The sequence below is a fragment of the Aeromicrobium sp. genome (assembly GCF_025965075.1).
Classification (GTDB): Bacteria; Actinomycetota; Actinomycetes; order Propionibacteriales; family Nocardioidaceae; genus Aeromicrobium.
The window spans coordinates 1-24,376 of record NZ_JAOPXQ010000176.1 but is presented as its reverse complement, the minus strand read 5'-3'; the positions used below and the strand labels follow the sequence as shown (position 1 = coordinate 24,376).

Here is a 24,376-nt window from a genome sequence, read left to right as displayed (position 1 = left end):
AGGCCGCCGCGGGGCCCGTCCCCCGGTCCGGATCGTCTGAGACAGTAGGGACACGAATCGAATGACAACCGCCGAGGATGCGGCACGCGCGGGCCTGATGAAGGTCGGCCAACGCCCTTCGCTGTCCGCCTACGTCGCCGAGGTCTGGCGCCGACGGATCTTCGTCTACTCCATGGCCCGGTTCAAGATCGAGTCGGAGAACCAGCAGAACTCGCTCGGCATGTTCTGGGTCATCCTCAAGCCGTTGCTGAACGCCCTGGTCTACGGCGCGGTGTTCGGCCTGCTGATCGGCCCGGCCGGTCGGCCGCCGCACTTCGTCGAGTTCCTCATCATCGGGGTGTTCGTCTTCGAGTTCTTCGCGCAGTCCTGGACCGCCGGCGGCAAGGCCATCACCAACAACGCCTCCCTCGTCCAGAGCCTGGCCTTCCCCCGCATGGTGCTGCCCCTGGCGGCCGTGACCCAGCGGTTCCTGCAGTTCCTGCCGACCGTCGCGATCATGCTGATCTTCCTGCTCGTCAGCGGCAATCCCCCCAACGGCCACTGGCTGCTGATCATCCCGCTGTTCTTCCTGTTCTACCTGTTCAACGCGGGCCTCGCGCTCGTCACGGCACGCCTGTCGGTCCACTGGCGCGACCTCAACAACTTCCTGCCGTTCCTGACCCGCTTCGTGTTCTACACGACGGGGATCTTCTTCAGCGTCGAGAAGCGTTTCGGCGACACCCCCTGGGTCATCTCGATCAGCAACTGGCAGCCCATCCACGAGTTCCTGAGCCTCGCGCGCGCGTGCCTGCTCGAGGGGCCCGGCTACGACGTCAACGAGCAGTTCTGGTGGCGCGTGACGGCCTGGTCCATCGGCCTGTTCGCCTTCGGCGTGTGGTTCTTCTGGCGTGCGGAAGAGAGGTACGGACGTGTCGAGTGACAGCCCCGAGACCCGTCGTCCGATCGTCATCGTCGACGACGTGCACGTGGAGTACAAGGTCTTCGCGACCGGCAAGCGCCCCACGGCGTCGGACCGTCGGTCCCTGAAGCTGCGTGGGCGCGGCAAGCAGATGCGCACCGTGCACGCCCTCAAGGGCGTCTCCTTCACGGCGTACGAGAACGACAGCATCGGCGTGATCGGCACCAACGGCTCCGGCAAGTCGACCCTGATGCGCGCGATCGTCGGCCTGACCAGCACCAGCAGCGGCGCGATCTACGCCCAGTCCAGGCCCAGCCTCCTGGGCGTCGGCGCGGCCCTCATGAAGGATCTGTCGGGCGACCGCAACATCGTCCTCGGCGGCCTCGCGATGGGCTTCACGATGGAGGAGATCGAGGCGAACTACGACGACATCGTGTCGTTCGCGGGCCTCGAGAAGTTCATCGACCTGCCGATGCGCGCCTACTCCTCCGGCATGACGGCGCGGCTCAAGTTCGCGCTCGCGAGCGTCAAGACGCACGAGATCCTCATCGTCGACGAGGCCCTCGCGGTCGGCGACCGGACATTCCGCCAGCGCAGCGAGGCCCGGATCCGGGAGATCCGCGACAACGCCGGCACGGTGTTCCTCGTCAGCCACTCCATGAAGTCGATCAAGGACACCTGCAGCCGGGTCATCTGGCTCGACCAGGGCACCCTGATCATGGACGGCGACCCCGACGAGGTCATCGAGGCGTACAACAAGGCCCAGGACAAGTAAGCCGAGCTCGCTCGGCCCGTGGTCACCAACGGCCCACGGCCCGTCAGCAGGTGGCTTTGAGGTCGTCGGAGTTGTTGGACGCCCGGCCCGAGTCGTCCTTGGGGCCCTTCTTCGAGGGAAGGGTGCCCTCGGACTTGTCGATGGCCTTCTGGATCGCGGCGTGGATCGCGACATAGTCCGGCGTCACGGTGTTGAACTGCGGCGGCACGATCGAGACCGTCCGGATCTTGGTGCCGCGTGACTTGAGCGCGAGATCCGCGAACTGGCCGAGCTCCTGCTGCGGGATCGTCGTGCTGAGCAGCTCCTTGCCCGACGACGCGATCTTGGTCGCGTTGCGCAGGACCGTGGTCGGGCTGAGCTGGTCGGCCATCGCCGCCATCAGGCACTTCTGCCGGCCCATGCGGGTGTAGTCGTCGGACTGGACCCGGCTCCGGGCGTACCAGAGCGCCTGCTGCCCGTCGAGCTTCTGCTTCCCGATCTCGATGTACGTCTGCTTGTAGGCGTCGTCGTGGCCGAACATCGCGATGCGGGTCTTGACGTCCATCTCGACCCCACCGACCGCGTCGACGAGGCCCTTGAACCCGTTGAGGTTGACCATGACGTAGTAGTTGACCTTGAGGTCGGTCGCGCCCTCGACGGCGTCGATCGTCGCCTCGAGGCCGGGGTCCTTGCTGTCCGGGTAGAGGTCGGTGCGGTTCTGCGCCTCGGTGTGCACCGCGTTGAGCAGGCACGTCGGTCCGCAGTTGTAGCCGTTGGGATAGACCTGCAGCATGGGCGAGCCCTTGGAGAACGGGACGTTCTGCAGGTTGCGCGGCAGCGACACCAGCACGACCTTGCCCGTGTCGGCGTCGATGCTGGCGACCGTCAGCGAGTCGGGCCGTACGCCGGCGCGGTCCGCCCGCGCGTCGGACCCGATCAGGAGGATGTTGTAGCGGCCCTTGAGGGGCTCGGACGTCGGGACGTTCTCCGGGAAGACCTGGGTCACGGTCTCCCGGGAGACCTTGATGACCTGCGAGGCGTACGCCGTCGAGCCCGCGACACCCCCGATGATCGCCAGGTTGAGCACCGTGACCAGGGCCGCCCGGACGAAGTTGAGCCGGAACGGCGAGGCGAGCCGCCAGGCGTCGAGGAACAGGATCCCCCACAGGATCGCGACCGTGACGATCGCGATCCGCGCGGTGAACAGGACGTCGGGATCGGTGAACCAGCCGATGACCTCGGCGCGATCGCTGCGGTAGCGCCAGAGCAGGTAGCCGCCGCCGGCCAGCACGCCCAGCCACAGCGTCAGCGCGAGCCACCCGACGACCCGGCGGCCCACCGCGAGGTGTCCCGCTCCCGGGACCAGCACCGTCAGCAGGCACAGCATCAAGGCGCGACGGAAGCGGATCCGCGGCGAGTCCAGGTGACTGTCCGTATAGCCACGGCCCAGAAGACTCGCGCGATGCGTCATGTTCCCTCACGGTGGTACGGGCGAGGCACCATTATCACCGATGCGCGGCCCTGTCGCGAGCACGGATCGCCGAGACGCGCGCCGTCGCGCCCCGATCCGTCAGCAGGACGAGCCGAGGTCCCCGGTCTGGTTGGCCTTGCGGGGATCCTTCGCCACCTCGCCGGCCTTGGGGATCGCGAGCGTCGCGGTCGTGAACCGGCCGGAGGTCGCCCGGCCCTCGGCCTTGGCGACGGCCTGGTCGACGAGGCGTCGCACCTTGTCGTAGTCGGGGCTGCCGGTGTAGATGACCGGCGGGACCAGCGACACCGTCGACACCTTCTGCGCCTTGGCCTTGAGCGCCAGGTCCGCGAAGACGTCGAGGTCGCCGCGTGGGATGTTGGTCGTCAGCAACGCCTTGCTGGACTTCGCGATCTTCTCGACGTTGAGCAGGACGGCCTGGGGGCTGAGCTGGTGCAGCATGGCGTTCATGACGCACTTCTGGCGGCCCATGCGGGAGAAGTCGTCGTTCTGGACGCGGCTGCGGGAGTACCACAGCGCCTGGTCCCCCGTGAGCTTCTGCTCGCCGGCCTCGATGTAGCCGCGGATCGGCGAGCCGATGCCGCCGATCGCGGTGCGCTCGCGGACGTTCAGCGTCACGCCGCCGACCGCGTTGATCAGCTGGGAGAAGCCCTTCATGTTGACCAGGGCGTAGTAGTTGAGCTTGAGGCCCGTGATCTCCTCGACCGCGCCCATCGTCGCGTCGAGGCCCGGGTCCTTGTCCTTGAACAGCGAGGCGTGGTCGTTGGCCCAGGTGTTGATCGCGTTGAGGTACTGGCCCTCGCCGTTGAAGCCGTCGGGGAACTGCTTCCGCATGACCGACCCCTTCGGGAAGGGCACGTCCTGCAGGTTGCGCGGCAGGCCGATCAGGACCGTGCGTCCGGAGTCCTTGTCGATGCTGGCCACCGTGAGGGAGTCGGGACGGATGCCGCTGCGGTCAGGACCGGAGTCGCCGCCCAGCAGCAGGACGTTGTAGCGGCCGGCCTCCGGCTTCGAGACCGTCTCGGAGGCGAAGACCGTGCCGAGGAACGAGTTCTGCACGCTGACCAGGTGGGCGGCGAAGAACATCGTGCCGGCCGTGACGAAGCACAGGGCGCTGTTGAGCCCCGCGACCCAGAGGCGGTGGTTGCGGGCCAGCTCCAGCGGGCGGCCCAGCCGCCACGCATCGATCAGCAGGGCCACCCAGGCGATCGCACCGGCGATCAGGACCCACTTGCCGAGCGTCAGCAGCCGCGAGTCGAGCGCCAGGCTCAGCATCGTGCGACGCGACGTCAGGGCCAGGAACGCCAGCACCACGCCGACGGCGAGGAAGGCCAGCCAGATGCGGACACCGATGCGCCCGACCCGCTTGTTGCCCATCACGAGCTGCGCGGACCCGGGCATGACGAGCGTCATGGCCGTCAGGGTCAGGGCGCGGCGGAACTGGATGCGGGCCGAGGTGTCGGCGGGGCGGTCGTAGGACCCACCCATCACACTCGATCGAACGTCAGACATGGTGTCCTCACACGGGGGAAGAGGCTGAGGCGGTTCTCAGTGTGCACACAAACTCTCGATCCGAGGTTGAGGGCGCGCCGACGTCGGGCCGCGGATTTTGTGCGCCGCGGTCGCGCCGGCGATGACGGTCCCGCCATGACGGGTCGGGTACGGTCTGTGCCATGTCAGACGACCGTCCCCAGGGCAGCTACGGGTGGCTCTACGGTGAGGACGAGCCGACGCGGCAGGTCCCCCGGCAGGGCTCGTCGCGACAGCCCGCACCGGACCTGCCCCCGCCCAACCTCCCCCCGCCGGGGCGTGGCGGCGGCAAGGGAGCCGGGGCGGCCCCGCCCCGGAAGCCGCGACGCAAGCGGCCGGTCCGCCGGATCGTGCTGGCCCTGCTGGCCGCGTGGATCATCTTCCTCATCGCGGTGCCGATCTGGGCCTGGGGCAAGATCGAGAAGGTCGACGCCGAGCCCGGCGGCGACCGCCCGGGCGACCAGCCCGGGACGACGTACCTCCTGGTCGGCTCGGACAGCCGCCGCGGCCTGAGCGCCGAGGAGCGCAAGAAGCTCACGACGGGCAATCCCGCGGGCGCCCGCACCGACACGATCCTGCTGCTGCACACCGGCAGCGGCCCCAGCGTGCTGCTGTCGATCCCGCGTGACTCGCTGGTCCCGATCGCCGGCTACGGCACGACCAAGATCAATGCGGCGTACGCCCTGGGCGGCCCCAAGCTCCTGGTCAAGACGATCGAGAGCAACACCGGCATCCGGGTCGACGACTACATCGAGGTCGGCTTCGGCGGCCTGGTCAAGGTCGTCGACTCGCTTGGCGGCGTCGAGATCTGCCCCAAGGACGACCTGAAGGACAAGGACTCGGGGCTCGACGTCAAGAAGGGTTGCCAGACCGCCGACGGCCCGACCGCGCTGGCGTACTCGCGCAACCGGCACTCGTTCGGCAACGGCGACATCCAGCGGGTGCAGAACCAGCGCGAGGTGCTCGGCTCGATCTCGTCGGAGGCCAAGTCGCCGTGGACCGTCATCAACCCGGTCCGCTACGCCAAGGTCGCCTCGGGCGCGTCGGGGTCGCTGCGGATCGGCGAGAACGTCGGGCCCGTCGCGCTCGTCAGGTTCGCCCTCGCGCTGTCGTCGGCGATGGGTGGCGGCGGCCTCAGCTGCACCGTCCCGATCCAGGACCTCGCGGTCAACTGGGACGCGCAGCGCGCACCGCGGATGTTCGACCTCATCAAGGCCGACAAGACGTCCGAGATCGGCTCGTTGTGCACCGAGGACGGCATGCCGAAGTAGCCGGCCCGGCGGACGCGCCCCCCGTCGGCGAGCACCCGCTCGATAGGTTGGGGCCATGACTTCTGTGGAACACCCCGGCGCGTACGCCTGGGGCATCGCGACCCTCATGACCGACGGCACGGTGCTCGACGTCTGGTACCCCGAGCCGCGGCTCGGGGCAGCCCCGGAGAGCAGCATCGAGCCGGCCGAGCTGATCGCGCTGACGGGCGAGGACGACGTGCGACAGGTGACCAAGGTCGTCGTCAGCACCGAGATCACCGACCTGCAGTCCGCGCCCACCGACGCCTACGACGTGTGGCTCCGGCTGCACCTGCTGTCGCACCGGCTCGTCGCGCCGCACGGGCTCAACCTGGACGGCCAGTTCGGCCTGCTCGCCAACGTCGTGTGGTCCTCGATCGGCCCGTGCGCCGTCGCCGACTTCGAGTCGACCCGGGCCCGGGCCCGGGCGGCGGGCCTGCACGTGCAGGTCACGAGCGTCGACAAGTTCCCCCGCATGACCGACTACGTCATCCCCTCCGGCGTCCGGATCGGCGACGCCGACCGGGTCCGTCTCGGTGCGCACCTGGCCGAGGGCACGACCGTGATGCACGAGGGCTTCGTCAACTTCAACGCCGGCACGCTCGGCACCGCGATGGTCGAGGGGCGCATCTCGGCGGGTGTCACGGTCGGCAACGGCTCGGACGTCGGCGGCGGCGCCTCGATCATGGGCACCCTGTCCGGCGGCGGCAAGGAGGTCGTCAGCGTCGGCGAGAACTGCCTGATTGGCGCCAACGCCGGCATCGGCATCTCGCTCGGCGACGACTGCGTCGTGGCCGCCGGCACGTACGTCACGGCCGGCGCCAAGATCACGATGCCCGACGGCACGACGGTCAAGGCCGCCGAGCTGTCCGGTCAGGACGGCATCCTGTTCCTGACCAACAGCGAGACCGGCGTGCTCGAGGCCCGGCCGCGCGGTGAGCGCACCGGGATCGAGCTCAATGCCGCGCTGCACGCCAACTGACGCGTGAGGTTTCGCTGGTTCGTGGTCCTCGGGCTCGTCGCGTCGGTCGTCCTGGTCGGCACGACCCTGAGCGACCGCACTCCCCTGCGCAGTGAGTACTGCGTCGCGTCGGTCAACGGCGTCCGCGCGCAGGTCGACCTCGAGCAGGGTCAGTGGGCCGCCCTGATGTCGGCGATCGCCCAGCAGCGGGGCCTGCCGCCGCGGGCCACGACGATCGCGATCGCGACGGCGTTCCAGGAGTCCAAGATCCACAACATCGACTACGGCGACCGTGACTCGATCGGCCTGTTCCAGCAGCGCCCGTCCCAGGGCTGGGGCACGGTCGAGCAGATCATCGACCCGTGGTACTCGATCGGGAAGTTCTACGACGCGCTCGTCAAGATCGACGGCTACGAGTCGATGGAGATCACCAAGGCGGCGCAGAAGGTGCAGCGCTCGGCGTTCCCCGGTGCGTACGCGCAGCACGAGGACTACGCCCGCGCGCTCGCGTCGTCGTTGCGCGGCTACAGCCCGGCGAAGTTCACCTGCCAGATCAACCCGGAGGGCGGCGGCAGCACCACGACCGTCGTCAAGGACGTCCGGAAGGCCTTCGGCGACATCGAGGTGGCGCGCGACGGGGACGACGCGACGTACCCGCTCGAGGGGAAGGCCGACGACGTGCGCGCCCGTGGCTGGGCCGTCGCCCACTACCTCGTCGGCAACGCCGCGCGGCTCGGCATCACCTCGATCTCGTTCGGTGGCCGGACGTGGACCGCGTCGAGCTCGCACGAGGGCTGGCAGAAGGACCCCGACGCAGGCCCGTCGACCGTGAAAGTCTCGACCAACTGAGACCGCGGCCCCGGCGGAGGCGTGGTGCGCTGGCGCACCCCGGCACTCCCCCGGGCCCACGCCTAGGCTGGACCCCGTGACCAGCCCCAGCACCGCCCTGCTGACCGACCGCTACGAGCTGACGATGCTCCAGGCCACCCTCCGCGACGGGAGCGCCCACCGTCGGTCGGTGTTCGAGCTGTTCGGCCGTCGCCTGTCCGGCGGGCGCCGCTACGGCGTCGTGGCCGGGGTCGGCCGCGCGCTCGACGCCCTCGAGGAGTTCCGGTTCGGCGCGGACGAGCTGGCCTGGCTCGCGGACGCCGGCGTCGTCGACGCCGACACGCTCGCGTGGCTCGCGGACTACCAATTCAGCGGCGACGTGTGGGGCTATCCCGACGGCGAGCTCTACTTCCCGCAGTCCCCCGTCCTGGTCGTCGAGGGCACGTTCGCCGAGTGCGTCGTCCTCGAGACGGTGTTCCTGTCGATCCTCAACCACGACTCCGCGATCGCCACCGCGGCCTCCCGGATGATCACCGCCGCGGACGGGCGGCCCTGCATCGAGATGGGCTCGCGCCGCACGCACGAGAGCGCGGCGGTCGCGGCGGCCCGGTCGGCCTACATCGCGGGATTCGCCGCGACGTCCAACCTGGAGGCCGGGCGGACGTACGGCATCCCGACGACCGGGACGAGCGCCCACTCGTTCACGCTGCTGCACGACACCGAGCGGGAGGCGTTCGAGTCCCAGGTCCGCGCGCTGGGCCCGGGCACGACACTGCTGGTCGACACGTACGACATCCCCGAGGCGATCCGCACCGCGGTCGACATCGCCGGCGACGGGCTCGGCGGGGTGCGGCTCGACTCCGGTGACCTGGTGTCGCTGGCCCGCGCGGTCCGCGAGCAGCTCGACGGGCTCGGCGCGACCGGGACCCGGATCACCGTGACCAGCGACCTGGACGAGCACGCGATCGCGGCGCTGGCCGCGGCGCCCGTCGACGGCTACGGGGTCGGGACCGCACTGGTCACCGGGTCGGGGGTGCCGACCAGCGGGTTCGTCTACAAGCTCGTCGCCCGGGCCGGCGACGACGGCCAGATGCTGCCGGTCGCCAAGAAGAGCAAGGACAAGACCAGCGTGGGCGGTCGCAAGTACGCCCTGCGCCGCCGGTCGGCCAACGGCACCGCCACCGCCGAGGTCATCGGCATCGGTGAGGCCCCAGCGTCCGACGCCGACGACCGGTCCCTGCTGGTCGAGCTCGTCCGGGACGGCAAGCGCGTCCACACCGAGTCCCTCGAGGAGGCTCGAACCCGGCTTCGGGCGGCGCTCGCGGAGCTGCCGGCCACCGCGATGCAGCTGTCCAGGAGCGATCCGGCCCTCGACACGATCTACGAGGAGACACCATGACCACCGCACTCATCGTCGTCGACGTCCAGAACGACTTCTGCGAAGGCGGTTCGCTCGCCGTGACGGGCGGCGCCCGGGTCGCATCAGAGGTCGCCGCGCTCATCGCGTCCGGGACGTACGCCACCGTGGTCGCGACCCGCGACCACCACGTCGACCCCGGCAGCCACTTCTCGGACACCCCCGACTTCGTCGACTCGTGGCCGCCGCACTGCGTGGTCGGGACACCGGGCGAGCAGTTCCACCCGCCGCTCGACCCGTCGCTGTTCGACGAGATCTTCTACAAGGGCGAGTTCGCCGCGGCGTACTCCGGCTTCGAGGGCTCCTCGGCCGTCGGGACGGGCCTCGCGGCCTGGCTGCGGGCCGCCGGCATCGACGTCGTCGACGTGTGCGGCATCGCGACCGACCACTGCGTCCGCGCGACCGCGCTCGACGCCGCCCGCGAGGGCTTCGCGGTGCAGGTGCTCGACGGCCTCACCGCCGCCGTGTCCCCCGCCAACCTGCCCGCCGTCCACGCCGAGTGGGCCGCCGCCGGGGTCCGCGTGATCGCATGACCTCCTCGACCGACCTACCGATCGACGAGACGTCCCGGGCGGGCCTCGCCGAGCAGGGACTGACGCTGCGGCTCGTCGACCCGTCCGACGCCGGCGACCACGCCGCGTGGTTCCACGCCGAGTCCCGGGGCTTCCTCGGCCCGACGCTTCCCGACGAGCAGGTCGAGGCCCGCCGGACCGGGCTCGTCGACGGCCGACGCCTGGTCGCCGTCCTCGACCCCACCGCCGCCGATCCCACGTCCCCCGTCGCGACGACGATCTGCTGGCCCGCCGACCTCACCGTCCCGGGCCGCCGGTCCGTCCCGGCCTGGGCCGTCAGCGGGGTCACGGTCGCACCGACCCACCGCCGCCGCGGGATCGCGCGGGCGCTGCTGGACGCCGAGCTGCGGACCGCGGTCGCCCTGGGCTGCCCCGTCGCGGTGCTGACGGTCTCGGAGTCGACGATCTACGCCCGGTTCGGCTTCGCTCCCGCCGCGCTCGCCCGCGATCTCACCGTCCTGACCCGCCGGGTCCGGTGGACCGGTCCGACCCCGACCGGCCGGGTGCACTTCGTGTCGCCCGAGCAGCTGCGGGAGGCCGGCCACGCCCTGGTGGAGGGCGTACGCCTCGAGGCGCCGGGCCAGATCTCCTACGAGGGACATCTGTGGGACCGTCAGATCGGGCTCGCCGCCGGCGACAGCAACGCCAAGAACCTGCGCTGCGTCCGCTACGACGACGCCGGCGGCAGCCCGCAGGGGTTCGCGGTCTACCAGCTCAAGGAGGACCCGTCCGACTTCGTCGAGCACGAGCTGACGCTCCACGCGCTCGTCGCGACGACGACCGACGCGTACGCCGGACTGTGGCGCTTCCTGCTCGAGATGGACCTCGTCTCCAAGGTCTCGGCGCACCTGCGGCCCGTCGACGAGCCGCTGCGCTGGATGATCGACGACTTCCGGGCCGTCCGGGTCAACGAGTTCGACCACCTGTGGGTGCGCGTCCTGGACGTGCCGGCGGCGCTGACCGCGCGGACGTACTCCGCCCCCGGCCGGCTCGTGCTCGGGGTCGACGACCCCGACGGCTTCGCGGCGGGCACCTGGGCCATCGAGGTCGACGCCCGCGGTGGGGCCACGGTCCAGCCGAGCGACGAGCCGGCCGATGCCACGGTCACCGTGACGGCGCTGGGCTCGCTCTACCTCGGTGGGGTCTCCGCCGGCACGCTGGCCGCCGCCGGGACCCTGACCGGCGACGTGGCACGGGTCGACGCGACGTTCCGCTCGACCGTCGCCCCGTACCTCAGCATCTGGTTCTGACGACACCGACTGGCGCACATCCGTCCGCGAGTGGCGCAGAAGTGCACGAATCGCCGTCTCATTTTCTTCAGACTGCGCCAGTCGCGGATCGGAGTGCGCCGGTCGCGGTTACAGGAGCTCCTTGGCGAGGAGCTCGAGGGTGTGCTCGCGCCCGGGGGCCGTGCGCGGGTCGGTGCCGCGGCGGGCCGAGGCGACGGGGTTGACCATGACCTCGTCGACGCCGAACCGGTCCGCGAGCTCGCGGAGCTGCGCGGCCGCCGACTCGGGAGTGCCGACCACGGCCTTGCCGAAGGCCGACTCGACCATCGCCTGGGCCTGCGGGTGCAGGTCGATCGCCTGGGCGTCCTCCACGAGGTCGAGCGCCGTCAGCGGCTGCCCCGTGCGGAGCTTGGCCATCATGTGCAGGTTGGGCAGCATCAGTGCCGCCGCCTCCTCCTCGGTCTCGGCGACCGCGGCGTTGACGGTCAGGAACGTGACCGGCTCCGGCGCGAGCTCACTGGGCCGGAACTCGCGGCGGTAGACCGCGAGCGCCTCGGCGGTCCCCTGCCCGGAGAAGTGGTGCGCGAAGACGAACGGCAGCCCCTTCTCGGCAGCGAGGTGCGCCGAGTACATCGACGACCCGAGCAGCCACATCCGCGGCTCGGAGGCCGCGGCCGGCGTCGCCTTGAGGACGTAATCCTGCCGCGGGACCGCGACGCGCACGCCCTCGGTGCCCATCAGCGCGACGACGTCGTCGAGGTACTGCGGGAAGTTCTGGACGTCGGTGTCGTCCCGGCCCGCCGCGCCGCGCAGCGCCATCGAGGTGACGGGGTCCGAGCCGGGCGCCCGGCCGATGCCGAGGTCGATGCGCCCGGGCGTCGCGGCCTCGAGCAGCGCGAACTGCTCGGCCACGGCCAGCGGGGCGTGGTTGGGCAGCATGACACCGCCGGAGCCCAGCCGGATCCGCTCGGTGTGCGCGCCCAGGATCCCGATCAGGACCGGCGGGGACGTCGCGGCGACCGCCGGCATGTTGTGGTGCTCGGCGACCCAGAAGCGGGTGAAGCCGAGCCGGTCGGCGACCTGCGCCAGTGACACGGTCGCCGCGAGGGCGTCGCTCGTGGTCTGGTCGGTGCGAACGGGGACGAGGTCCAGCACGGAAAGTCTCACGACGGGCTCAACGCGCGACCCCGTCCGATCCTTCCCGCCCGCGACGGCACCGCGTCCCGCTCAGACGATCTTGGCGACCTTGCCCGTCGACGTGAAGCGGACCTTGCGGGTCACCTTCTTGCCCTTGGCGCTGCGGGCGCAGTAGGTGAACGTCGTGCCCAGACGGGCGTGCGGCTGCCCCGCCTCGAGCAGGACGTCCTTGACGCTGGCGCCCTTCCTGAGACCCCTGATGACGCGCTCCTTCTTGATCGCGCGCGCGTCACGGCACGCGTCATTGGTGACGCCGACGGCGCGCTCCCACATGCCGAGGTACGCCTCGGAGCCGCGCGCCATGTCGTCCGCGATCGCCTGGCCCCCCTGCTTGCGCAGGTCCTCGACCCAGTCCGGGTAGAGCCCGTAGTGTGCGACGCCGTCGACGTTGATGTCGTACGTCCGCTGGCCGCTGACCTGCTGGCGGACCGTCACCCCGCCGAGACCCTTGAAGGGGTACGTGACCTTGTGGGCCGCGTCGGCACCCCGCGGACTGCCCTGGGCTCCGAGGCCGTTGATGTCGGCGCCGAACCCGAAGCCGAAGTAGTAGCGCGGATCGGCCCAGCCGAGGTGCTTGCGCCACTTCTCCACGAAGCCCGCACTGTCCCCGGCGTACGGCGCGATCACGCCGCCGAGCCGGTAGATGCGCGGGTACGCGTCGGGGGTCGACCACGAGTGGCTCGACACGACGCCGGGATAGTCCAGCTTCTCGGACAGGTCGAGCGAGGCCTGGCGGGCCTTGACGCTCATGTGGTCGGGGTCGAAGATCATCTTCCGCTCGGCCATCTGCTCGATCGTGTGGTCGCCGAGCGTCGTCAGCCCCTTGGCGTTGCAGTGCGGCCCGGAGGCGTACAACGGCAGCTTGATCGGGATGTAGAGCCCCGCGATGGCACCGAACAGGGCGTCCTGCTCGGGCACGGCGCTCGGCAGCGCGAGCTGCTGGCGGTCCGACACCTCGGGGTCGGTCCCGGCGGCACACGTGCGCATGTCCCAGAACGAGCCGGTCTCCAGGAAGTTGGCCGCGTTGATCAGCGGCGCGGCAGTGCCCGTGTCGCCCGCGACGCCGGACAGCGCGTTGTCGAACTTGTTGACGAGCTCCATCTGCCGGACGCCGAGGGCGTGCACCTCGTCGAGCTGCGCCTCGATCGACTCCTTCGAGCACTGCGCAGCGCCGAGCTTGTCGGAGCAGCCGAACACGGCGCTGGTCTCGATGCCCATCACGACGGCGAGCTTGCCCTGGTTGATGACCTTCCGGGCCTGGAACGGGTCGGTCACGATGCGGTACCAGCCCTTGCCCGGGCCACCGCTCTGCGCGTCGACGTAGCGCTCGAGCTTGCGCATGTCCTGCGCCTGCAGCCGGATCGCGTCCATGTCGTCGCACGAGTTGTGCTTGATGGGGTAGATCATGCACAGCTGGTTGTTCTCGACCAGCAGGTTGACCAGGATCCGCTGGCCACCGCGCCACGACCGCTCGAGCCACTTGTAGTAGGTGCCCTCGTGGGTCAGCGAGTCCGGCGCCGGCCAGTCCTTGAACGTCGGCCAGCCGACGGTGTCGTGCGGATCGACCGGCGTGCCCGGCTTGAGGACGTTCTCCAGCAGCGCGCCGCTGCCGCCCGTGAGCTCGTGGTCGGGGCAGTCCTTCAGGGCGTACGCCACGCCGTACGGGTGCCACGGCCGGCCGCAGTGCACGTCACCGCCGAGGAACTCGAACGCCATCCCGTGGGTGTGCGCGTCGAGGTAGCCCCGCACCTCCTGGAACGTGCTGGCACCCTTGAACGGGTTGCCCGTCACACCGACTGCGACCTCGGGCCACGTCTCGCAACCGGTCAGGCGCTTGAGCGCGAACGTCGCCGCGCTGCCGGTCGTGAGCGTTCCACCGTCGCCCGTCGTGAGGCCGGTCGAGCCGTTGCGCAGCAGGAAGGACGTCCCGCTGGCCTTGATGGTCCACTCCGTCGCGGTGCTGGGCTCCGGGTCCGACGTGACGGTGCCCGAGCCCGCGTTGCGGACGAATGTCTTGCCGGGGCCGAACAACAGGTAGACCCCGAGATCGGTCGCCTGGAAGTGGAACGGCGTGGCCGTGGTCGAGGAGGGCGAGGTGGCGGCATAACCCGTGTCTGTGGCGACGACCCAGCCGCCCGTGCGCTTCGACCGGAGCCCGTAGCAGCCGCCGGCCATCGCGTAGCGGTCCTTCGGCGCCGAGGTCCGGGACGCAGGAGACGCCGTGGGGACGAGGGTGGGGTCGCGCTCCGCGCGCTGGGCCGTGACACCCGTGGTGTGCGCCATCGCCTCGGTGAACGAGGTCGGGTCGGCGGTGTCGTCGGTCTGCGGTGCGCGCGACACGGCGTTCTTGGTCGCCGGGTCGTCGTGCGTGTGGGGCTTCGACTCGTCGACGACGGCCCCGGCGGGGTCCGCGGCGCTCGTCACCGGAGGCGTGCCGTGGAATCGTCCGACCCAACCGGCGTACGCAGGGAAGGTGCCCATCGTGACCGCGATCGTCGTGACCGCGACCGTGATCGGCCAGAAGTGACGATGTCCCCTGAGCTGCGTCATGTGTTCCCCTCGAGAAGTTGCTCAGCAGTCGCAACGAGACGCAGATCACAAGGTCACGGCACCAGATCACGCTCCTCGGGCATCGTCGCCGGGAAGGTGCCGAGCTTCTCGATCATGAAGCCGCCCGGATAGGAGCGGATCCGGTGGGTGTCGCGCAGCAGCCGGGGCTTGCGGCGCGGCGGGAAGAAGCGGATGACCTTGCCGCGGGCGACCAGCGAGCCGTGCGCCAGGCGCGCCATCAGCGCCGACGGCTTGGGGTAGCCGAACGCCTCCCGCAGGTGGTCGTCGAGCAGCGCGATGCTGAACCGGCGCATCGCGGGTCGCAGCGGCCGCGGGTAGAACGTCACGAACAGCTCGAGCGTCGAGTCGGCGACCGCACGGGCCTTCGGGTCGAAGACGTAGGTCTCCCGCTCGTAGTCGTCCATCAGGTCGGCGAAGCCCTGGTAGTCCGCGGGCACGTCCTTGATCCCCATCAGCCGGCCCAGCCGCTGGTAGTAACGGACCGTCGCGAGCGTCTCGACCTCGGTCCCCCGCCGCCAGCCGTAGCGCTCGATCCACCGGACCGGCGTCACGACGAACGTCGCGAGGACGTAGCGCATGTCGTCGTTGGAGATGTCGTAGCTGCCGTGCATCTGATTCATCCGGCGCACCCCGGCGCGGCCCGGATCGGACTCGAGCCCCTCGGCCGCGATCGTCTCGAGCAGGAGGGCGGTGTCGTCGTGCCGCTTCTGGACCGCCCCGGTGAACTCCCCCGTGTCGTAGAGCAGCCGGCCGATCGACGGGACGGCGTACGTCCGGAACAGTGCGAAGCTCAGCGCCTGCTGCGAGTCCCACGGGAACTCGTGCATCGCGACCAGCCGCGCGATCTGCTCGTACTCCGTCTCGGGGTCGAGCGTCGCAATGACCCGCTGCCAGTGATCTCTCTTCATGCCCCGGACCCTACCGTGACAGTGACACTGTCACAATGCCTCCGGCGGATCGGTACGACGCGGCCTCAGAGCACCTCGCGCAGGAACCCGACGATGTCGTCGAGGGCGCGCGAGGCCACCGGCACGACGCCCGGCAGGCTCAGGAAGCCATGGATCGCGCCGTCGTACTCCGCGTAGCGGACCGGCACCCCCGCCGCCATGAGGACGTCCCGGTAGCGCGTCCCGTTGTCGAGCAGCGGGTCCAGCTCGGCGGTCAGGATGAAGGCCTTGGGCAGGTCGGCGTGGGACGCGGCCCGGATCGGGGAGGCGCGGAAGTCCTCGGTGCCGTGCTGATCGCCGAGGTAGAGCCGGACGAACGCCCGCATGTTGCGCGACGTCAAGACGGGCGCCTCGGCGTTGCGGTCCTCGGACGGCCAGCGGTCGTACATCTCGGTGCCGGGATAGATCAGGACCTGCCCCCGCAGCTCCGGGCCACCCGCATCCCGGGCCAGCAACGCGACCACCGCGGCGAGGTTGCCTCCCGCGCTGTCACCCATGACGGCGATCCGCTGGGGGTCGATGTCGAGGTCGGCCGCGTGCCCCGCGACCCACGCCAGGCTGTCCCAGCAGTCCTCGACCGCCGCCGGGAAGATGTCCTCGGGCGCCAGCCGGTACGTCGGAGAGACCACCGCGACACGGTTGCGGACCGCGATCCGGCTCGCCAGCCAGGCCGACTGCTCCGGATTGCCCTGGACCCATCCCCCACCGTGGAAGTTGAGGACGCACGGGAGCGGGCCGATCGCGCCCCGGGGGCGGTGCACCAGGGCCCGCTGGCCCGTGCCGAGCACGATCTCCTCGGTGACGGCGGCCTTGTCGGCGTGGCCGAAGATCCTCCGCCCGACCGCGGTCGCCTGGAGCCGGCGCCGCTCGGCGCGCAGCGTCGCGAAGTCCCGGGCCTCCTCGACGGGGGTCGAGATCCGGGAGAGGAGCGCGCTGAAGACGCGGGTGCGCAGGGCCATGCTGGAACGGGTCACGCCCGCGAGCGTAGCGGCCGGACGCTCAGCCCGAGGCCTTGAGCGCCCAGGTCCGCAGCGCGTCGATGCGGGCCTGGAGCTGCTCGGTGGACGCGCTCGCCGCCGGCGGGCCGCCGCAGTGCTTGCGGAGCTGGGTGTGGGTCACGCCGTGCGGGGTGCCGGTGCGGTGGTGCCACGCGCCGACCAATCCGTTGAGCTCCCGCCGCAGCTCGGACCGCTTCTCGTGGGCGACGTCCGCCGCCGGGGCGGCCGGTCCCTTGGCCTGGGCGCGCTGGGCCCGGGAGGCCCGCAGGAGCTCGGCGACCTGGTCGTGGCCGAGCAGGCCCGGGATGCCGAGGAAGTCCAGCTCGCCCTCGTCGTCGGAGAGCGAGTCGTAGCCGAACTCGCCGCCGTCGTAGACGAGCCGGTCGAACGAGGCGTCGCTGGCGAGTGCCTTGTACTGGCCCAGCTGGTCCGAGGCACCCTCCTCCTGCTGGGCCTTGGCCAGCAGCTCGGCCTCGGCGGCGAAGAGGTCCGCCTCGTCCTTGACCGGACGGCCGATCACGTGGTCGCGCTGCGCCTCCAGGTCCGAGGCGAGGGCCAGCAGCGCCGGGACGCTGGGCACGAAGATCGACGCCGTCTCGCCCTTGCGGCGCGCGCGGACAAAGCGTCCGACCGCCTGGGCGAAGTAGAGCGGGGTCGCGGTCGTGGTGGCGTAGACGCCGACCGACAGCCGGGGGATGTCGACGCCCTCGCTGACCATCCTGACCGCGACCATCCACGGGGACATGCCCGCCGAGAAGTCCGCGATCCGGGCGCTCGACCCGACCTCGTCGGACAGCACGACGGTCGGCTTGGTGCCCGTGATGTCGGCCAGCACCGAGGCGTAGGCGCGCGCCGAGGTCTGGTCGCTGGCGATGACGAGCCCGCCGGCGTCCGGGACGTCGCGGCGGACCTCCATCAGGCGGGTGTGCGCGGCCGTGAGCACCTCGGGGATCCAGGAGCCGCCCGGGTCCAGCGCCGTGCGCAGCGCCTGCGCCGTGCCGGCCCGGTCCAGCGGTGCGCCCAGGCGCGCAGCGACCTCGTCACCGGCCCGCGTCCGCCAGTGCATCTGCCCGGAGTACGCCATGAACAGGACAGGCCGCACGACACCGTCCTTGAGCGCGTGACCGTAGCCGTAGGAGTAGTCGGCGACGCTGGTCTTGGACCCGTCGACCTGCGGGGCGTACGTGACGAACGGGATCGGGTTCTCGTCGGAGCGGAACGGGGTGCCGGTCAGCGCGAGCCGGCGGACGGCGGGCTCGCAGGCCTCCTGCACCGCATCGCCCCAGGTCAGGGCGTCGGCGGCGTGGTGCACCTCGTCGAGGATCACCATCGTGCGGCGGTACTCGATCCGCGAGCGGTAGGCGTTGGGGTTGACCGCGAGGCCCGCGTAGGTCACCGCGAACCCGTCGAAGCCCGTGCCGAGGACGCCCTGGCCGGCCATGGCGGGGTCAATCGTGATGCCGATCCCGGAGGCGGCGAGCGCCCACTGGGTCTTGAGGTGGTCGGTCGGCGTGACGATCACGACGCGCTCGATGATCCCCCGGGCCATGAGGTCCGCGGCGATCGTGAGGGCGAAGGTCGTCTTGCCGGCGCCGGGCGTGGCGACCGTGAGGAAGTCACGGGGTTGCGTGCGTGAGTAGAGCTCGAACGCCTCGCGCTGCCAGACCCGGAGGTGCTGGCTACGCGTCACCCGACGGGTCCCCCTTGTCGTCCTTGTCGAAGCTCTCCCAGATGTCCTTGCACTCGGGGCAGATCGGGAAGCGCTCCGGGTCACGACTCGGCGTCCAGACCTTGCCGCACAGGGCGATGACGGGATGACCCATGACGATCGCCTCGGTCAGCTCGTCCTTGGGGACGTAGTGCGAGAAGCGCTCGTGGTCACCGTCCTCGGTGCGCAGGTCCGTGCGCTCGTCGACAACGGTCTCTGCACCACGTCCGAAGAAAGCCACGACCCGAGTCTAACGACCCGGACCGACCAAGTCCTAGTTCGCCGACGGGTCGTCCGGGAATGTCGCCCAGAACCTGACATCACCTTGCTGGCGCATCAGGACGTCGCGCCACAGGTTCTCCGGCTGCGGCGAGGTCAGGTCGCTGTCCCGGGCCTGCACGACGAGCCAGGCGCCCTCGAGGAGCTCGCTCTCCAGCTGCTCGGGCCCCCAGCCGGCGTAGCCCGCGAAGACCCGCAGACCGGCCAGCTCGCCGCTGCCGGGCAGCGGGCCGTCGAGGTCGACCAGGCCCACCCGGCCCGCCATCTGTCGCCACCCCAGCGGGGGTGGCACGTCCGCGACGACGCCGAGCGCCAGCGCCGAGTCCATCGCGACGGGTCCACCGTCGAACAGGCACACCGGCGCGTTGACGAGCCCCGCCCAGTCCGGCAGGACGTCGTCGACGTCGGACTCGAGCGGGTGGTTGACGATGACGCCCAGCGCACCATCGGCGTCGTGGTCGAGGACGAACACGACGCTTCGCCAGAAGGGACCTGACTCGATCGCCGGGGTGGCCACCAGAAGACTGCCGCGAAGCGTGTCCATGGACACCATGATGCCCCTCCCGCGCCCGGAGTGGTGGGATCGAGGCCCCTATGATTCCCCCATGTCCGACGAGTCCACCGCCGCCGAGGAGTTCACGGTCGACGAGCTCGCCGCACGCGCGCAGATGACGGTGCGCAACGTGCGGGCGTACGCGAGCCGCGGGCTGATCGATGCGCCCCGCCTGGCCGGCCGCACGGGCTACTACAACCGCGAGCACCTGCAACGTCTCCAGCTCATCCGCCAGCTCCTGGAGCGGGGCTTCACGCTCGCGGCGATCGAACGAGCCGTCCAGAACACGCCCTCCAGCGCGGCGGGCCACACGCTCGACCTCATGACGATCCTCGACCTTCCCGAGGACGGCGGCGACGAGGTCATGTCACGGGAGGACCTCGCGGCGCTGGCCGGGGTCGAGCGGGACGACGCGCTGATCGAGTCCCTCGTCGGGCTGGGCCTGGTCGAGAAGCTCGAGGGCGACCGGGTCCGCCTCGTGGACCCCGCTGTCGTCCGGGCCGGCGCGAGCGCGGTCCTGCTGGGCCTCGCGCCCGAGACCGTCATCGCGCTGTTCCCGGTCCTGCGGTCCCACCTGCGGACCATCACCGACACCTTCGTCCGCGAGGTCGTCACCGAGCTCATCCAGCCGTTCATCGACGCGGGCCTGCCCGAGGACGACTGGCCGCGGATCATCTCGCTCGTGGAGAGCCTGCTGCCGATCGCGAGCCAGGTGACCCTGGGGATCTTCCGCAGCGAGTTCCGCCGGTCGATCGACGTCGAGATCGGCGAGCAGATCTCCGGCTTCGGCACGGATCGCGCGCACCCGTCCGAGACGCGCTGACCCCGCGCGTCGCACTGCCCCCCAGGACGCACCAACCCCGCCCGGCGCCGAGGAGGGAGGCGCCGAGCGGGGTTGCCGGTGTGCGTCAGGCAGCCATCACGCTGCGCAGACGGGCCATGAGGCCCTGGGGCTGGGACGCATGGAGCTCAGGCACCGGGCTCGCGGCCAACGACTCGCGGGCGGAGTCCTGGATGCGGCGGCCGTGGGCCGTGAGGTCGAGATCGTAGGTCGGGACGCCGGCGGAGGTCGCCAGGTAGGCCAGCTCCTTGGCGAACGCCTTGCGCAGCTCGGGGGCGTCCAGATGTGCGTCGAGCAGGGCCCGGGCGCCGGGCAGCTCGAAGGCGGTGTCGACCCATGCCTGCACGGGGACCAGCTCGGGGCTCTCGGTGCCGTCGGACAGGAGGCGCTCCAGCTGGCCGCTGAGGCGCTGGAACCAGGCCATCTGCAGCTCGAAGAGCAGCTCGGTCTCGGTCGAGAAGGCCTCCCGGGCCGGGTCGGTCGTCTCGAGCAGCTCGGTCAGGGTGATGTCACGACGGCGATCAGCGATCGCGAGCATGTCTCGCAGTGTTTCCTTGCGACGGTTGTAAGCATCCCAGGTCATGGTGTGCTCCTCTCTGTTCCGTCTGCCCGAAGGTTCCATACCGTCGGTACGTACTCTCAGTATGTTGTACCGCGCGCATTCGGCCAAACTCTCGGTATGTGATTCGGCCCACGAGGCGCGGATCACCGTAGACTGGTCGAATGCCTCCTCACGCTCGGGTCACGAAGACCGTCCTGCGGACCGCTCGCGCCAAGACCTCGCGACGCCAGGACTACTCCTCGAGCACCAAACGCGCGTTGCTCGACAACGCGACCCAGCTCTTCACCGACCACGGCTACGCCGGCACCTCCCTCGATGAGGTCGTCGCCGCCGCCCGGGTCACGAAGGGCGCGCTCTACCACCACTTCCCCAGCAAGCTCGCGCTGTTCGAGAGCGTCTTCCTGCGGGTCCAGGAGGGCACGACGGCCGACATCGAGAAGGCCCTCGCCGCCTCCAAGGACCCGTGGGAGCGGGCGCAGATCGGGCTCGAGAAGTTCCTCGAGGTCTGCCGTGAGCCGGAGTTCCGCCGCATCTGCATGCAGGAGGGACCGGTCGCGCTCGGCCACGAGCGCTGGCAGGAGGCCGAGCGGGCCGCGTCGTTCGGGATGGTGCAGCGGGTCGTCGACGACCTGCTGAGCGATCTCGGCGGGGGCGACGAGCTGGGCAACGCGTTCGCCGCGGTCTTCTACGGCGCGATCCGGTCCGCGTCGGAGTACGTCGCCGACGCCGAGGACCCGGACGCCGCGAGCGACGAGGTCCAGGCGACGATCGGTGCGCTGCTCGCAGGCCTGCGCCTGCTGCCGACGGTCGGCTGAACCGCCCCGTCCGACCTCAGCGCACCGCGACCTTGCCGGCGCCCTTCGGCACGAGCTCCAGGAAGACGTGCCCCGGGTCGATCGTGTACGGCTTGCCGTCCGCGGTCGTGAAGGTCAGCGACTCGTCGAGCCTGGGCTTGTGCCACGTGACCGTCGTGACCTCGTCGCCGTGGAAGACCCGCGCCTTGCCCTTGCCCTCGAACACCGTCTCGGGGACCGGGTTGCCGGCGGGATCGGTGTAGCCGGCGTCGCCGACCTTGCAGAACAGCACGATCATCGTGTCGGCCTTGAAGTCCTTGCCGGGCTGGGCGTGGCCGTTCGTGCGTACCCACTTCTTGCCCTTGAGGGCCCACGCCGTCGAGGTCGAGTTGGAGAACCGGACGCTGGCCCGGGTGACCCGCCTCGACGCCGGCGTCGCGGCGCTGTCGCTGGGGGCCTGGGTCGCGTCGTCCGACGAGGCCGGCGTCCACGGGAGGTAGGGGCCGTTGATCTTGGTGGCCTTGGCCTTCCGGGCGACGGTCTTGAGGTTGATCAGCCGGTTGTAGGGCCGCACCTTGAGCGGATCGCTGCTGAAGCCCGGCGACCCGGCGTCCTCGGAGAAGACCGTGATCCCGGAGCGCTTGACCTTGTTGTGGGCCCCGGTGGCTCCACCCGAGGCGACGATCTGGCCGCTCACCGGTCCGGCGATGCCGATGTCGCTGGTCCGCAGTGACCGGACGTGACCGACCTTGGCGGGGAGCGTGGAGTAGAAGAACGCCGCCAGACGGGTCAGGCCGCCCTCGACGAGCTCCTCGAGCACCAGGTCGGCCTTGTTGAGCCCGTACTGCGGGGCACCGCCCTCGGTGTTCTCGATCTTGACGACGAAGACGGGGTTGTCGGGGCTGCCGTCGCGGAGCGCCCTGCCGGTCAGCGGGGAGATCTGGACCAGCTTGGTGCTCTTGCCCTCCTTGGCGTCGGGCATCTTCGCCTCGGGCACGTCCGAGGACGACGAGCAGGCGGTCAAGGTCAGCGCCACGGAGGACACCACGGCGAGCAGGCGCAACTTCATGCCGCCAGCATGCCTCATGCGCTCAGCCGGCCGTGACGGCGTCCCGGTCGACGGTCAGGCGTTCCTGGGCTTCCGGAATCCCGCCGCCACGGCGTCCTCCTCGGTGCGGAACCACGTGTCGGCGCTCGTCCGCGCGTAGGAGGGGCTGCCCGGGGGGTGGAAGATCATCGACGACGTCTTGCCCTTGATGAGGTGCTCCGGAGACGGTGGGCCGTCGCCGGTCGCGGGCAGCCGGGCCGGTACGGCCTCGGGCTCGGGCTCGGGCTCCGGCTCGGGCTCGGGTCCTGCCTCCGGCGCGACCGGGCGTGGCACCGGGAACGCCGCGGCCTCCAGGGTCTCGGCGCGCGAGCGGAGGGCCAGCTCCCGGGCAAGCCAGCCCAGGACGAAGCCCAGGATCGCCGTCACGGCGAGCCACGCGACGATCTCGCCGACGGTGTAGGTGGACATGCCTCAGCCTCCCAGGACGATCAGGTCGACGCGCCGGTACTGCTCGGCGCTCGGATGGGCGGTGGCGGACGGGTCGGAGCCGTAGGTGCGCGTCGTGACGCGTGTGCGCTCGACTCCCCGACCGACCAGATATGCCTTGACCGCGGCGGCCCGGCGCCGGCCCAGCCGCTCCCCCGACCTCGGGTCGCGCGGACCCACGTGGCCGCCCGCCTCGACCCTGACCCCCGGGTGGCGGTCGAGGACGCCGGCGACGGCGTCGAGCTGCTGCTGGTCGGCGTACGACAGCACGTCGCTGCCCGGCTCGAAGACCAGTCCCGTCGCGTTGAGGATCCTGGCGTCCACCTCGCCGAGCGTCCCGGGGTCGACGCGGATCCCGTCGTCGACCTCCAGATCGGTCAGCGTCCGCTCGACGAGCGCGACGACGGCGTCTCGCCCGGCCGGGCTCTCGATCGTCCCGTCGAGCCGCAGCACGCCGTCACCCTCCACCCGGATCGTGAGGCCCTTGACGCCGACGACGTCGTCGAAGGCGTTGGCGACCTGCTTCGTCCAGACGTCCGTGCGGATCGAGTCGTCGACCGTCAGGTCCCCGCGGATCGTGCCGAACGCGGCCGCGGCGGCCGCCCGGATGCGCGCCTGGGCGTCGGCGTCGGGGACCACGCCACTGATCCGCGCACCGCCGGACGTACGCACGAGGTGCAGGCGCGCGGCCGAGGCGTCGACGGTCGCGGCACCGGCCGGCCGGTCACCCGTTCCCGACTCCACCGCCGTCCGGCGGACCCCCGTGATGCCGGCCACGATCGCCCGGGCCTCCTCGCGGTCGGCGCGACTGCCGCCGCTGAGCTCGGCCTCCCGCCCGACGAAGTCGACCGACACGCCGTCCAGACCCGCGTCGGCGAGCCGGGACTCGGCGGTCGACCGGAGGTCGTCGGCGACGGCTCGCGAGCCGCCGACCGCTCCGAGACCGATCACGACGACGAGAGCGGCGACCGTCAGCAGGACCCACGTCTTCAGCCCCGAGTCTGACACTCCAGCTCCCTCCGAGGACGTCGTGACGAACCCTCAGGGTAACGGCTCGCACCTGGCCCGCCGACGGCGACAAGCGCATGTCCGAGGTGGCTGGGACGATGGACCGATGGATGGAGCGATCGACCGTTTCGCCCCCGCGACGCGGGAGTGGTTCACCGAGTCCTTCGACGCCCCGACGCCCGCCCAGGAGGGCGCCTGGGACGGCGTGGAGGGCGATGAGCACGTGCTCGTGGTCGCCCCGACCGGCTCGGGCAAGACACTCGCGGCCTTCCTGTCCGCGATCGACCGGCTGATGCACGCCGGCGAGTCCGAGGGCACCCGCGTGCTCTACATCTCGCCCCTCAAGGCCCTCGCCGTCGACGTCGAGCGCAACCTGCGCTCCCCCCTGGTCGGGATCACCCAGGCGGCGGCCCGCCG

General features: G+C 70.9%; 24 protein-coding genes. 11 read left to right on the top strand and 13 right to left on the bottom strand.

All coding sequences use genetic code 11. The annotated features are described in order from the left end of the window. Positions 1-61 precede the first annotated feature (61 nt). Positions 62-919, top strand: a complete 858-nt coding sequence (locus tag JWQ91_RS10825) for an ABC transporter permease (protein ID WP_297783554.1) — start codon at positions 62-64, stop codon at positions 917-919. Further along, positions 909-1,673 carry an ABC transporter ATP-binding protein gene (locus JWQ91_RS10820; protein ID WP_297783552.1) on the top strand — a complete coding sequence of 255 codons (765 nt, stop codon included), beginning with the start codon at positions 909-911 and terminating at the stop codon, positions 1,671-1,673. Before JWQ91_RS10825 ends, JWQ91_RS10820 begins: the two co-directional genes overlap by 11 nt. Before the next feature lie 43 nt (positions 1,674-1,716). Here JWQ91_RS10820 and JWQ91_RS10815 read toward each other — a convergent pair whose 3' ends face one another. Continuing rightward, complete coding sequence (locus JWQ91_RS10815) at positions 1,717-3,123, bottom strand: LCP family protein (protein WP_297783550.1); 1,407 nt, start codon at positions 3,121-3,123, stop codon at positions 1,717-1,719. 99 nt (positions 3,124-3,222) lie between these two features. Continuing rightward, positions 3,223-4,653 carry an LCP family protein gene (locus tag JWQ91_RS10810; RefSeq protein ID WP_297783547.1) on the bottom strand — a complete coding sequence of 477 codons (1,431 nt, stop codon included), beginning with the start codon at positions 4,651-4,653 and terminating at the stop codon, positions 3,223-3,225. 161 nt (positions 4,654-4,814) lie between these two features. Here JWQ91_RS10810 and JWQ91_RS10805 point away from each other — a divergent pair, with 161 nt between their 5' ends. From JWQ91_RS10805 to JWQ91_RS10780, 6 genes are all read left to right on the top strand, one after another. Then, positions 4,815-5,942 carry an LCP family protein gene (locus JWQ91_RS10805; RefSeq protein WP_297783545.1) on the top strand — a complete coding sequence of 376 codons (1,128 nt, stop codon included), beginning with the start codon at positions 4,815-4,817 and terminating at the stop codon, positions 5,940-5,942. Between the two features lie 55 nt (positions 5,943-5,997). Continuing rightward, entirely contained in the window at positions 5,998-6,942 is a 945-nt protein-coding gene (dapD, locus tag JWQ91_RS10800) for a 2,3,4,5-tetrahydropyridine-2,6-dicarboxylate N-succinyltransferase (RefSeq protein WP_297783542.1), read from the top strand. Positions 6,943-6,945: 3 nt separating this feature from the next. After that, entirely contained in the window at positions 6,946-7,770 is an 825-nt protein-coding gene (locus JWQ91_RS10795; protein ID WP_297783539.1) for a hypothetical protein, read from the top strand. A gap of 67 nt (positions 7,771-7,837) precedes the next feature. After that, positions 7,838-9,148, top strand: coding sequence for a nicotinate phosphoribosyltransferase (locus JWQ91_RS10790; protein WP_297783589.1), 1,311 nt, complete (start codon positions 7,838-7,840; stop codon positions 9,146-9,148). After that, positions 9,145-9,699 carry an isochorismatase family protein gene (locus JWQ91_RS10785; protein ID WP_297783537.1) on the top strand — a complete coding sequence of 185 codons (555 nt, stop codon included), beginning with the start codon at positions 9,145-9,147 and terminating at the stop codon, positions 9,697-9,699. The genes JWQ91_RS10790 and JWQ91_RS10785 overlap by 4 nt, the downstream gene beginning before the upstream one ends. Continuing rightward, complete coding sequence (locus JWQ91_RS10780; protein ID WP_297783533.1) at positions 9,696-10,988, top strand: GNAT family N-acetyltransferase; 1,293 nt, start codon at positions 9,696-9,698, stop codon at positions 10,986-10,988. The genes JWQ91_RS10785 and JWQ91_RS10780 overlap by 4 nt, the downstream gene beginning before the upstream one ends. 108 nt (positions 10,989-11,096) lie before the next feature. Here the strand turns inward: JWQ91_RS10780 and JWQ91_RS10775 are convergent, their stop codons facing one another. From JWQ91_RS10775 to JWQ91_RS10745, 7 genes are all read right to left on the bottom strand, one after another. After that, on the bottom strand, positions 11,097-12,134 hold the full coding sequence (locus tag JWQ91_RS10775; RefSeq protein WP_297783530.1) for an LLM class flavin-dependent oxidoreductase: 1,038 nt from the start codon (positions 12,132-12,134) through the stop codon (positions 11,097-11,099). Between the two features lie 60 nt (positions 12,135-12,194). Continuing rightward, on the bottom strand, positions 12,195-14,714 hold the full coding sequence (locus JWQ91_RS10770) for a hypothetical protein (RefSeq protein WP_297783527.1): 2,520 nt from the start codon (positions 14,712-14,714) through the stop codon (positions 12,195-12,197). A 53-nt stretch (positions 14,715-14,767) separates the two neighbouring features. After that, the gene (locus JWQ91_RS10765; protein WP_297783524.1) at positions 14,768-15,643 is read right to left on the bottom strand and encodes an oxygenase MpaB family protein; all 876 of its coding nucleotides are present in this window, start codon (positions 15,641-15,643) and stop codon (positions 14,768-14,770) included. Positions 15,644-15,708: 65 nt separating this feature from the next. Beyond that, the gene (locus tag JWQ91_RS10760) at positions 15,709-16,656 is read right to left on the bottom strand and encodes an alpha/beta hydrolase (RefSeq protein WP_297783522.1); all 948 of its coding nucleotides are present in this window, start codon (positions 16,654-16,656) and stop codon (positions 15,709-15,711) included. A 25-nt stretch (positions 16,657-16,681) separates the two neighbouring features. Beyond that, positions 16,682-18,370: a DEAD/DEAH box helicase gene (locus JWQ91_RS10755; RefSeq protein WP_297783520.1), complete on the bottom strand. Its 1,689-nt coding sequence runs from the start codon at positions 18,368-18,370 to the stop codon at positions 16,682-16,684. Next, complete coding sequence (locus JWQ91_RS10750; protein WP_297783517.1) at positions 18,360-18,629, bottom strand: DUF3039 domain-containing protein; 270 nt, start codon at positions 18,627-18,629, stop codon at positions 18,360-18,362. Before JWQ91_RS10750 ends, JWQ91_RS10755 begins: the two co-directional genes overlap by 11 nt. A 33-nt stretch (positions 18,630-18,662) precedes the next feature. Continuing rightward, positions 18,663-19,211 carry a YqgE/AlgH family protein gene (locus JWQ91_RS10745; RefSeq protein WP_297783513.1) on the bottom strand — a complete coding sequence of 183 codons (549 nt, stop codon included), beginning with the start codon at positions 19,209-19,211 and terminating at the stop codon, positions 18,663-18,665. Positions 19,212-19,272: 61 nt separating this feature from the next. Between JWQ91_RS10745 and JWQ91_RS10740 the strand changes: the two genes are divergently transcribed. Further along, positions 19,273-20,043: a MerR family transcriptional regulator gene (locus JWQ91_RS10740; RefSeq protein WP_297783510.1), complete on the top strand. Its 771-nt coding sequence runs from the start codon at positions 19,273-19,275 to the stop codon at positions 20,041-20,043. A gap of 85 nt (positions 20,044-20,128) precedes the next feature. Here the strand turns inward: JWQ91_RS10740 and JWQ91_RS10735 are convergent, their stop codons facing one another. Further along, positions 20,129-20,644, bottom strand: a complete 516-nt coding sequence (locus tag JWQ91_RS10735; RefSeq protein WP_297783507.1) for a hypothetical protein — start codon at positions 20,642-20,644, stop codon at positions 20,129-20,131. A gap of 140 nt (positions 20,645-20,784) precedes the next feature. Here JWQ91_RS10735 and JWQ91_RS10730 point away from each other — a divergent pair, with 140 nt between their 5' ends. Beyond that, the gene (locus JWQ91_RS10730; protein WP_297783504.1) at positions 20,785-21,438 is read left to right on the top strand and encodes a TetR/AcrR family transcriptional regulator; all 654 of its coding nucleotides are present in this window, start codon (positions 20,785-20,787) and stop codon (positions 21,436-21,438) included. Between the two features lie 16 nt (positions 21,439-21,454). Here the strand turns inward: JWQ91_RS10730 and JWQ91_RS10725 are convergent, their stop codons facing one another. The 3 genes from JWQ91_RS10725 to JWQ91_RS10715 are packed head-to-tail and all read right to left on the bottom strand — an operon-like array spanning position 21,455 to position 23,959. After that, positions 21,455-22,486 carry a DUF3048 domain-containing protein gene (locus JWQ91_RS10725; protein WP_297783501.1) on the bottom strand — a complete coding sequence of 344 codons (1,032 nt, stop codon included), beginning with the start codon at positions 22,484-22,486 and terminating at the stop codon, positions 21,455-21,457. Positions 22,487-22,540: 54 nt separating this feature from the next. Then, the gene (locus JWQ91_RS10720; protein ID WP_297783498.1) at positions 22,541-22,933 is read right to left on the bottom strand and encodes a hypothetical protein; all 393 of its coding nucleotides are present in this window, start codon (positions 22,931-22,933) and stop codon (positions 22,541-22,543) included. A gap of 3 nt (positions 22,934-22,936) precedes the next feature. Then, positions 22,937-23,959 carry an OmpA family protein gene (locus JWQ91_RS10715; RefSeq protein ID WP_297783496.1) on the bottom strand — a complete coding sequence of 341 codons (1,023 nt, stop codon included), beginning with the start codon at positions 23,957-23,959 and terminating at the stop codon, positions 22,937-22,939. Positions 23,960-24,065: 106 nt separating this feature from the next. On the opposite strand from JWQ91_RS10715, the gene JWQ91_RS10710 reads away from it, so the two are divergent. Next, positions 24,066-24,376, top strand: a 311-nt coding sequence (locus JWQ91_RS10710; protein WP_297783493.1) for a DEAD/DEAH box helicase, incomplete at its 3' end; no start/stop codon positions are given.

What these genes read in the sequence shown, in the direction of transcription:
- JWQ91_RS10745 (WP_297783513.1), bottom strand. Translation starts at nt 19,211, where the DNA reads ATGGACACGCTTCGCGGCAGTCTTCTGGTGGCCACCCCGGCGATCGAG.
- dapD (WP_297783542.1), top strand. Translation starts at nt 5,998, where the DNA reads ATGACTTCTGTGGAACACCCCGGCGCGTACGCCTGGGGCATCGCGACC.
- JWQ91_RS10805 (WP_297783545.1), top strand. Translation starts at nt 4,815, where the DNA reads ATGTCAGACGACCGTCCCCAGGGCAGCTACGGGTGGCTCTACGGTGAG.
- JWQ91_RS10730 (WP_297783504.1), top strand. Translation starts at nt 20,785, where the DNA reads ATGCCTCCTCACGCTCGGGTCACGAAGACCGTCCTGCGGACCGCTCGC.
- JWQ91_RS10815 (WP_297783550.1), bottom strand. Translation starts at nt 3,123, where the DNA reads ATGACGCATCGCGCGAGTCTTCTGGGCCGTGGCTATACGGACAGTCAC.
- JWQ91_RS10765 (WP_297783524.1), bottom strand. Translation starts at nt 15,643, where the DNA reads ATGAAGAGAGATCACTGGCAGCGGGTCATTGCGACGCTCGACCCCGAG.
- JWQ91_RS10780 (WP_297783533.1), top strand. Translation starts at nt 9,696, where the DNA reads ATGACCTCCTCGACCGACCTACCGATCGACGAGACGTCCCGGGCGGGC.
- JWQ91_RS10725 (WP_297783501.1), bottom strand. Translation starts at nt 22,486, where the DNA reads ATGAAGTTGCGCCTGCTCGCCGTGGTGTCCTCCGTGGCGCTGACCTTG.
- JWQ91_RS10740 (WP_297783510.1), top strand. Translation starts at nt 19,273, where the DNA reads ATGTCCGACGAGTCCACCGCCGCCGAGGAGTTCACGGTCGACGAGCTC.
- JWQ91_RS10785 (WP_297783537.1), top strand. Translation starts at nt 9,145, where the DNA reads ATGACCACCGCACTCATCGTCGTCGACGTCCAGAACGACTTCTGCGAA.
- JWQ91_RS10770 (WP_297783527.1), bottom strand. Translation starts at nt 14,714, where the DNA reads ATGACGCAGCTCAGGGGACATCGTCACTTCTGGCCGATCACGGTCGCG.
- JWQ91_RS10735 (WP_297783507.1), bottom strand. Translation starts at nt 20,644, where the DNA reads ATGACCTGGGATGCTTACAACCGTCGCAAGGAAACACTGCGAGACATG.
- JWQ91_RS10720 (WP_297783498.1), bottom strand. Translation starts at nt 22,933, where the DNA reads ATGTCCACCTACACCGTCGGCGAGATCGTCGCGTGGCTCGCCGTGACG.
- JWQ91_RS10825 (WP_297783554.1), top strand. Translation starts at nt 62, where the DNA reads ATGACAACCGCCGAGGATGCGGCACGCGCGGGCCTGATGAAGGTCGGC.
- JWQ91_RS10810 (WP_297783547.1), bottom strand. Translation starts at nt 4,653, where the DNA reads ATGTCTGACGTTCGATCGAGTGTGATGGGTGGGTCCTACGACCGCCCC.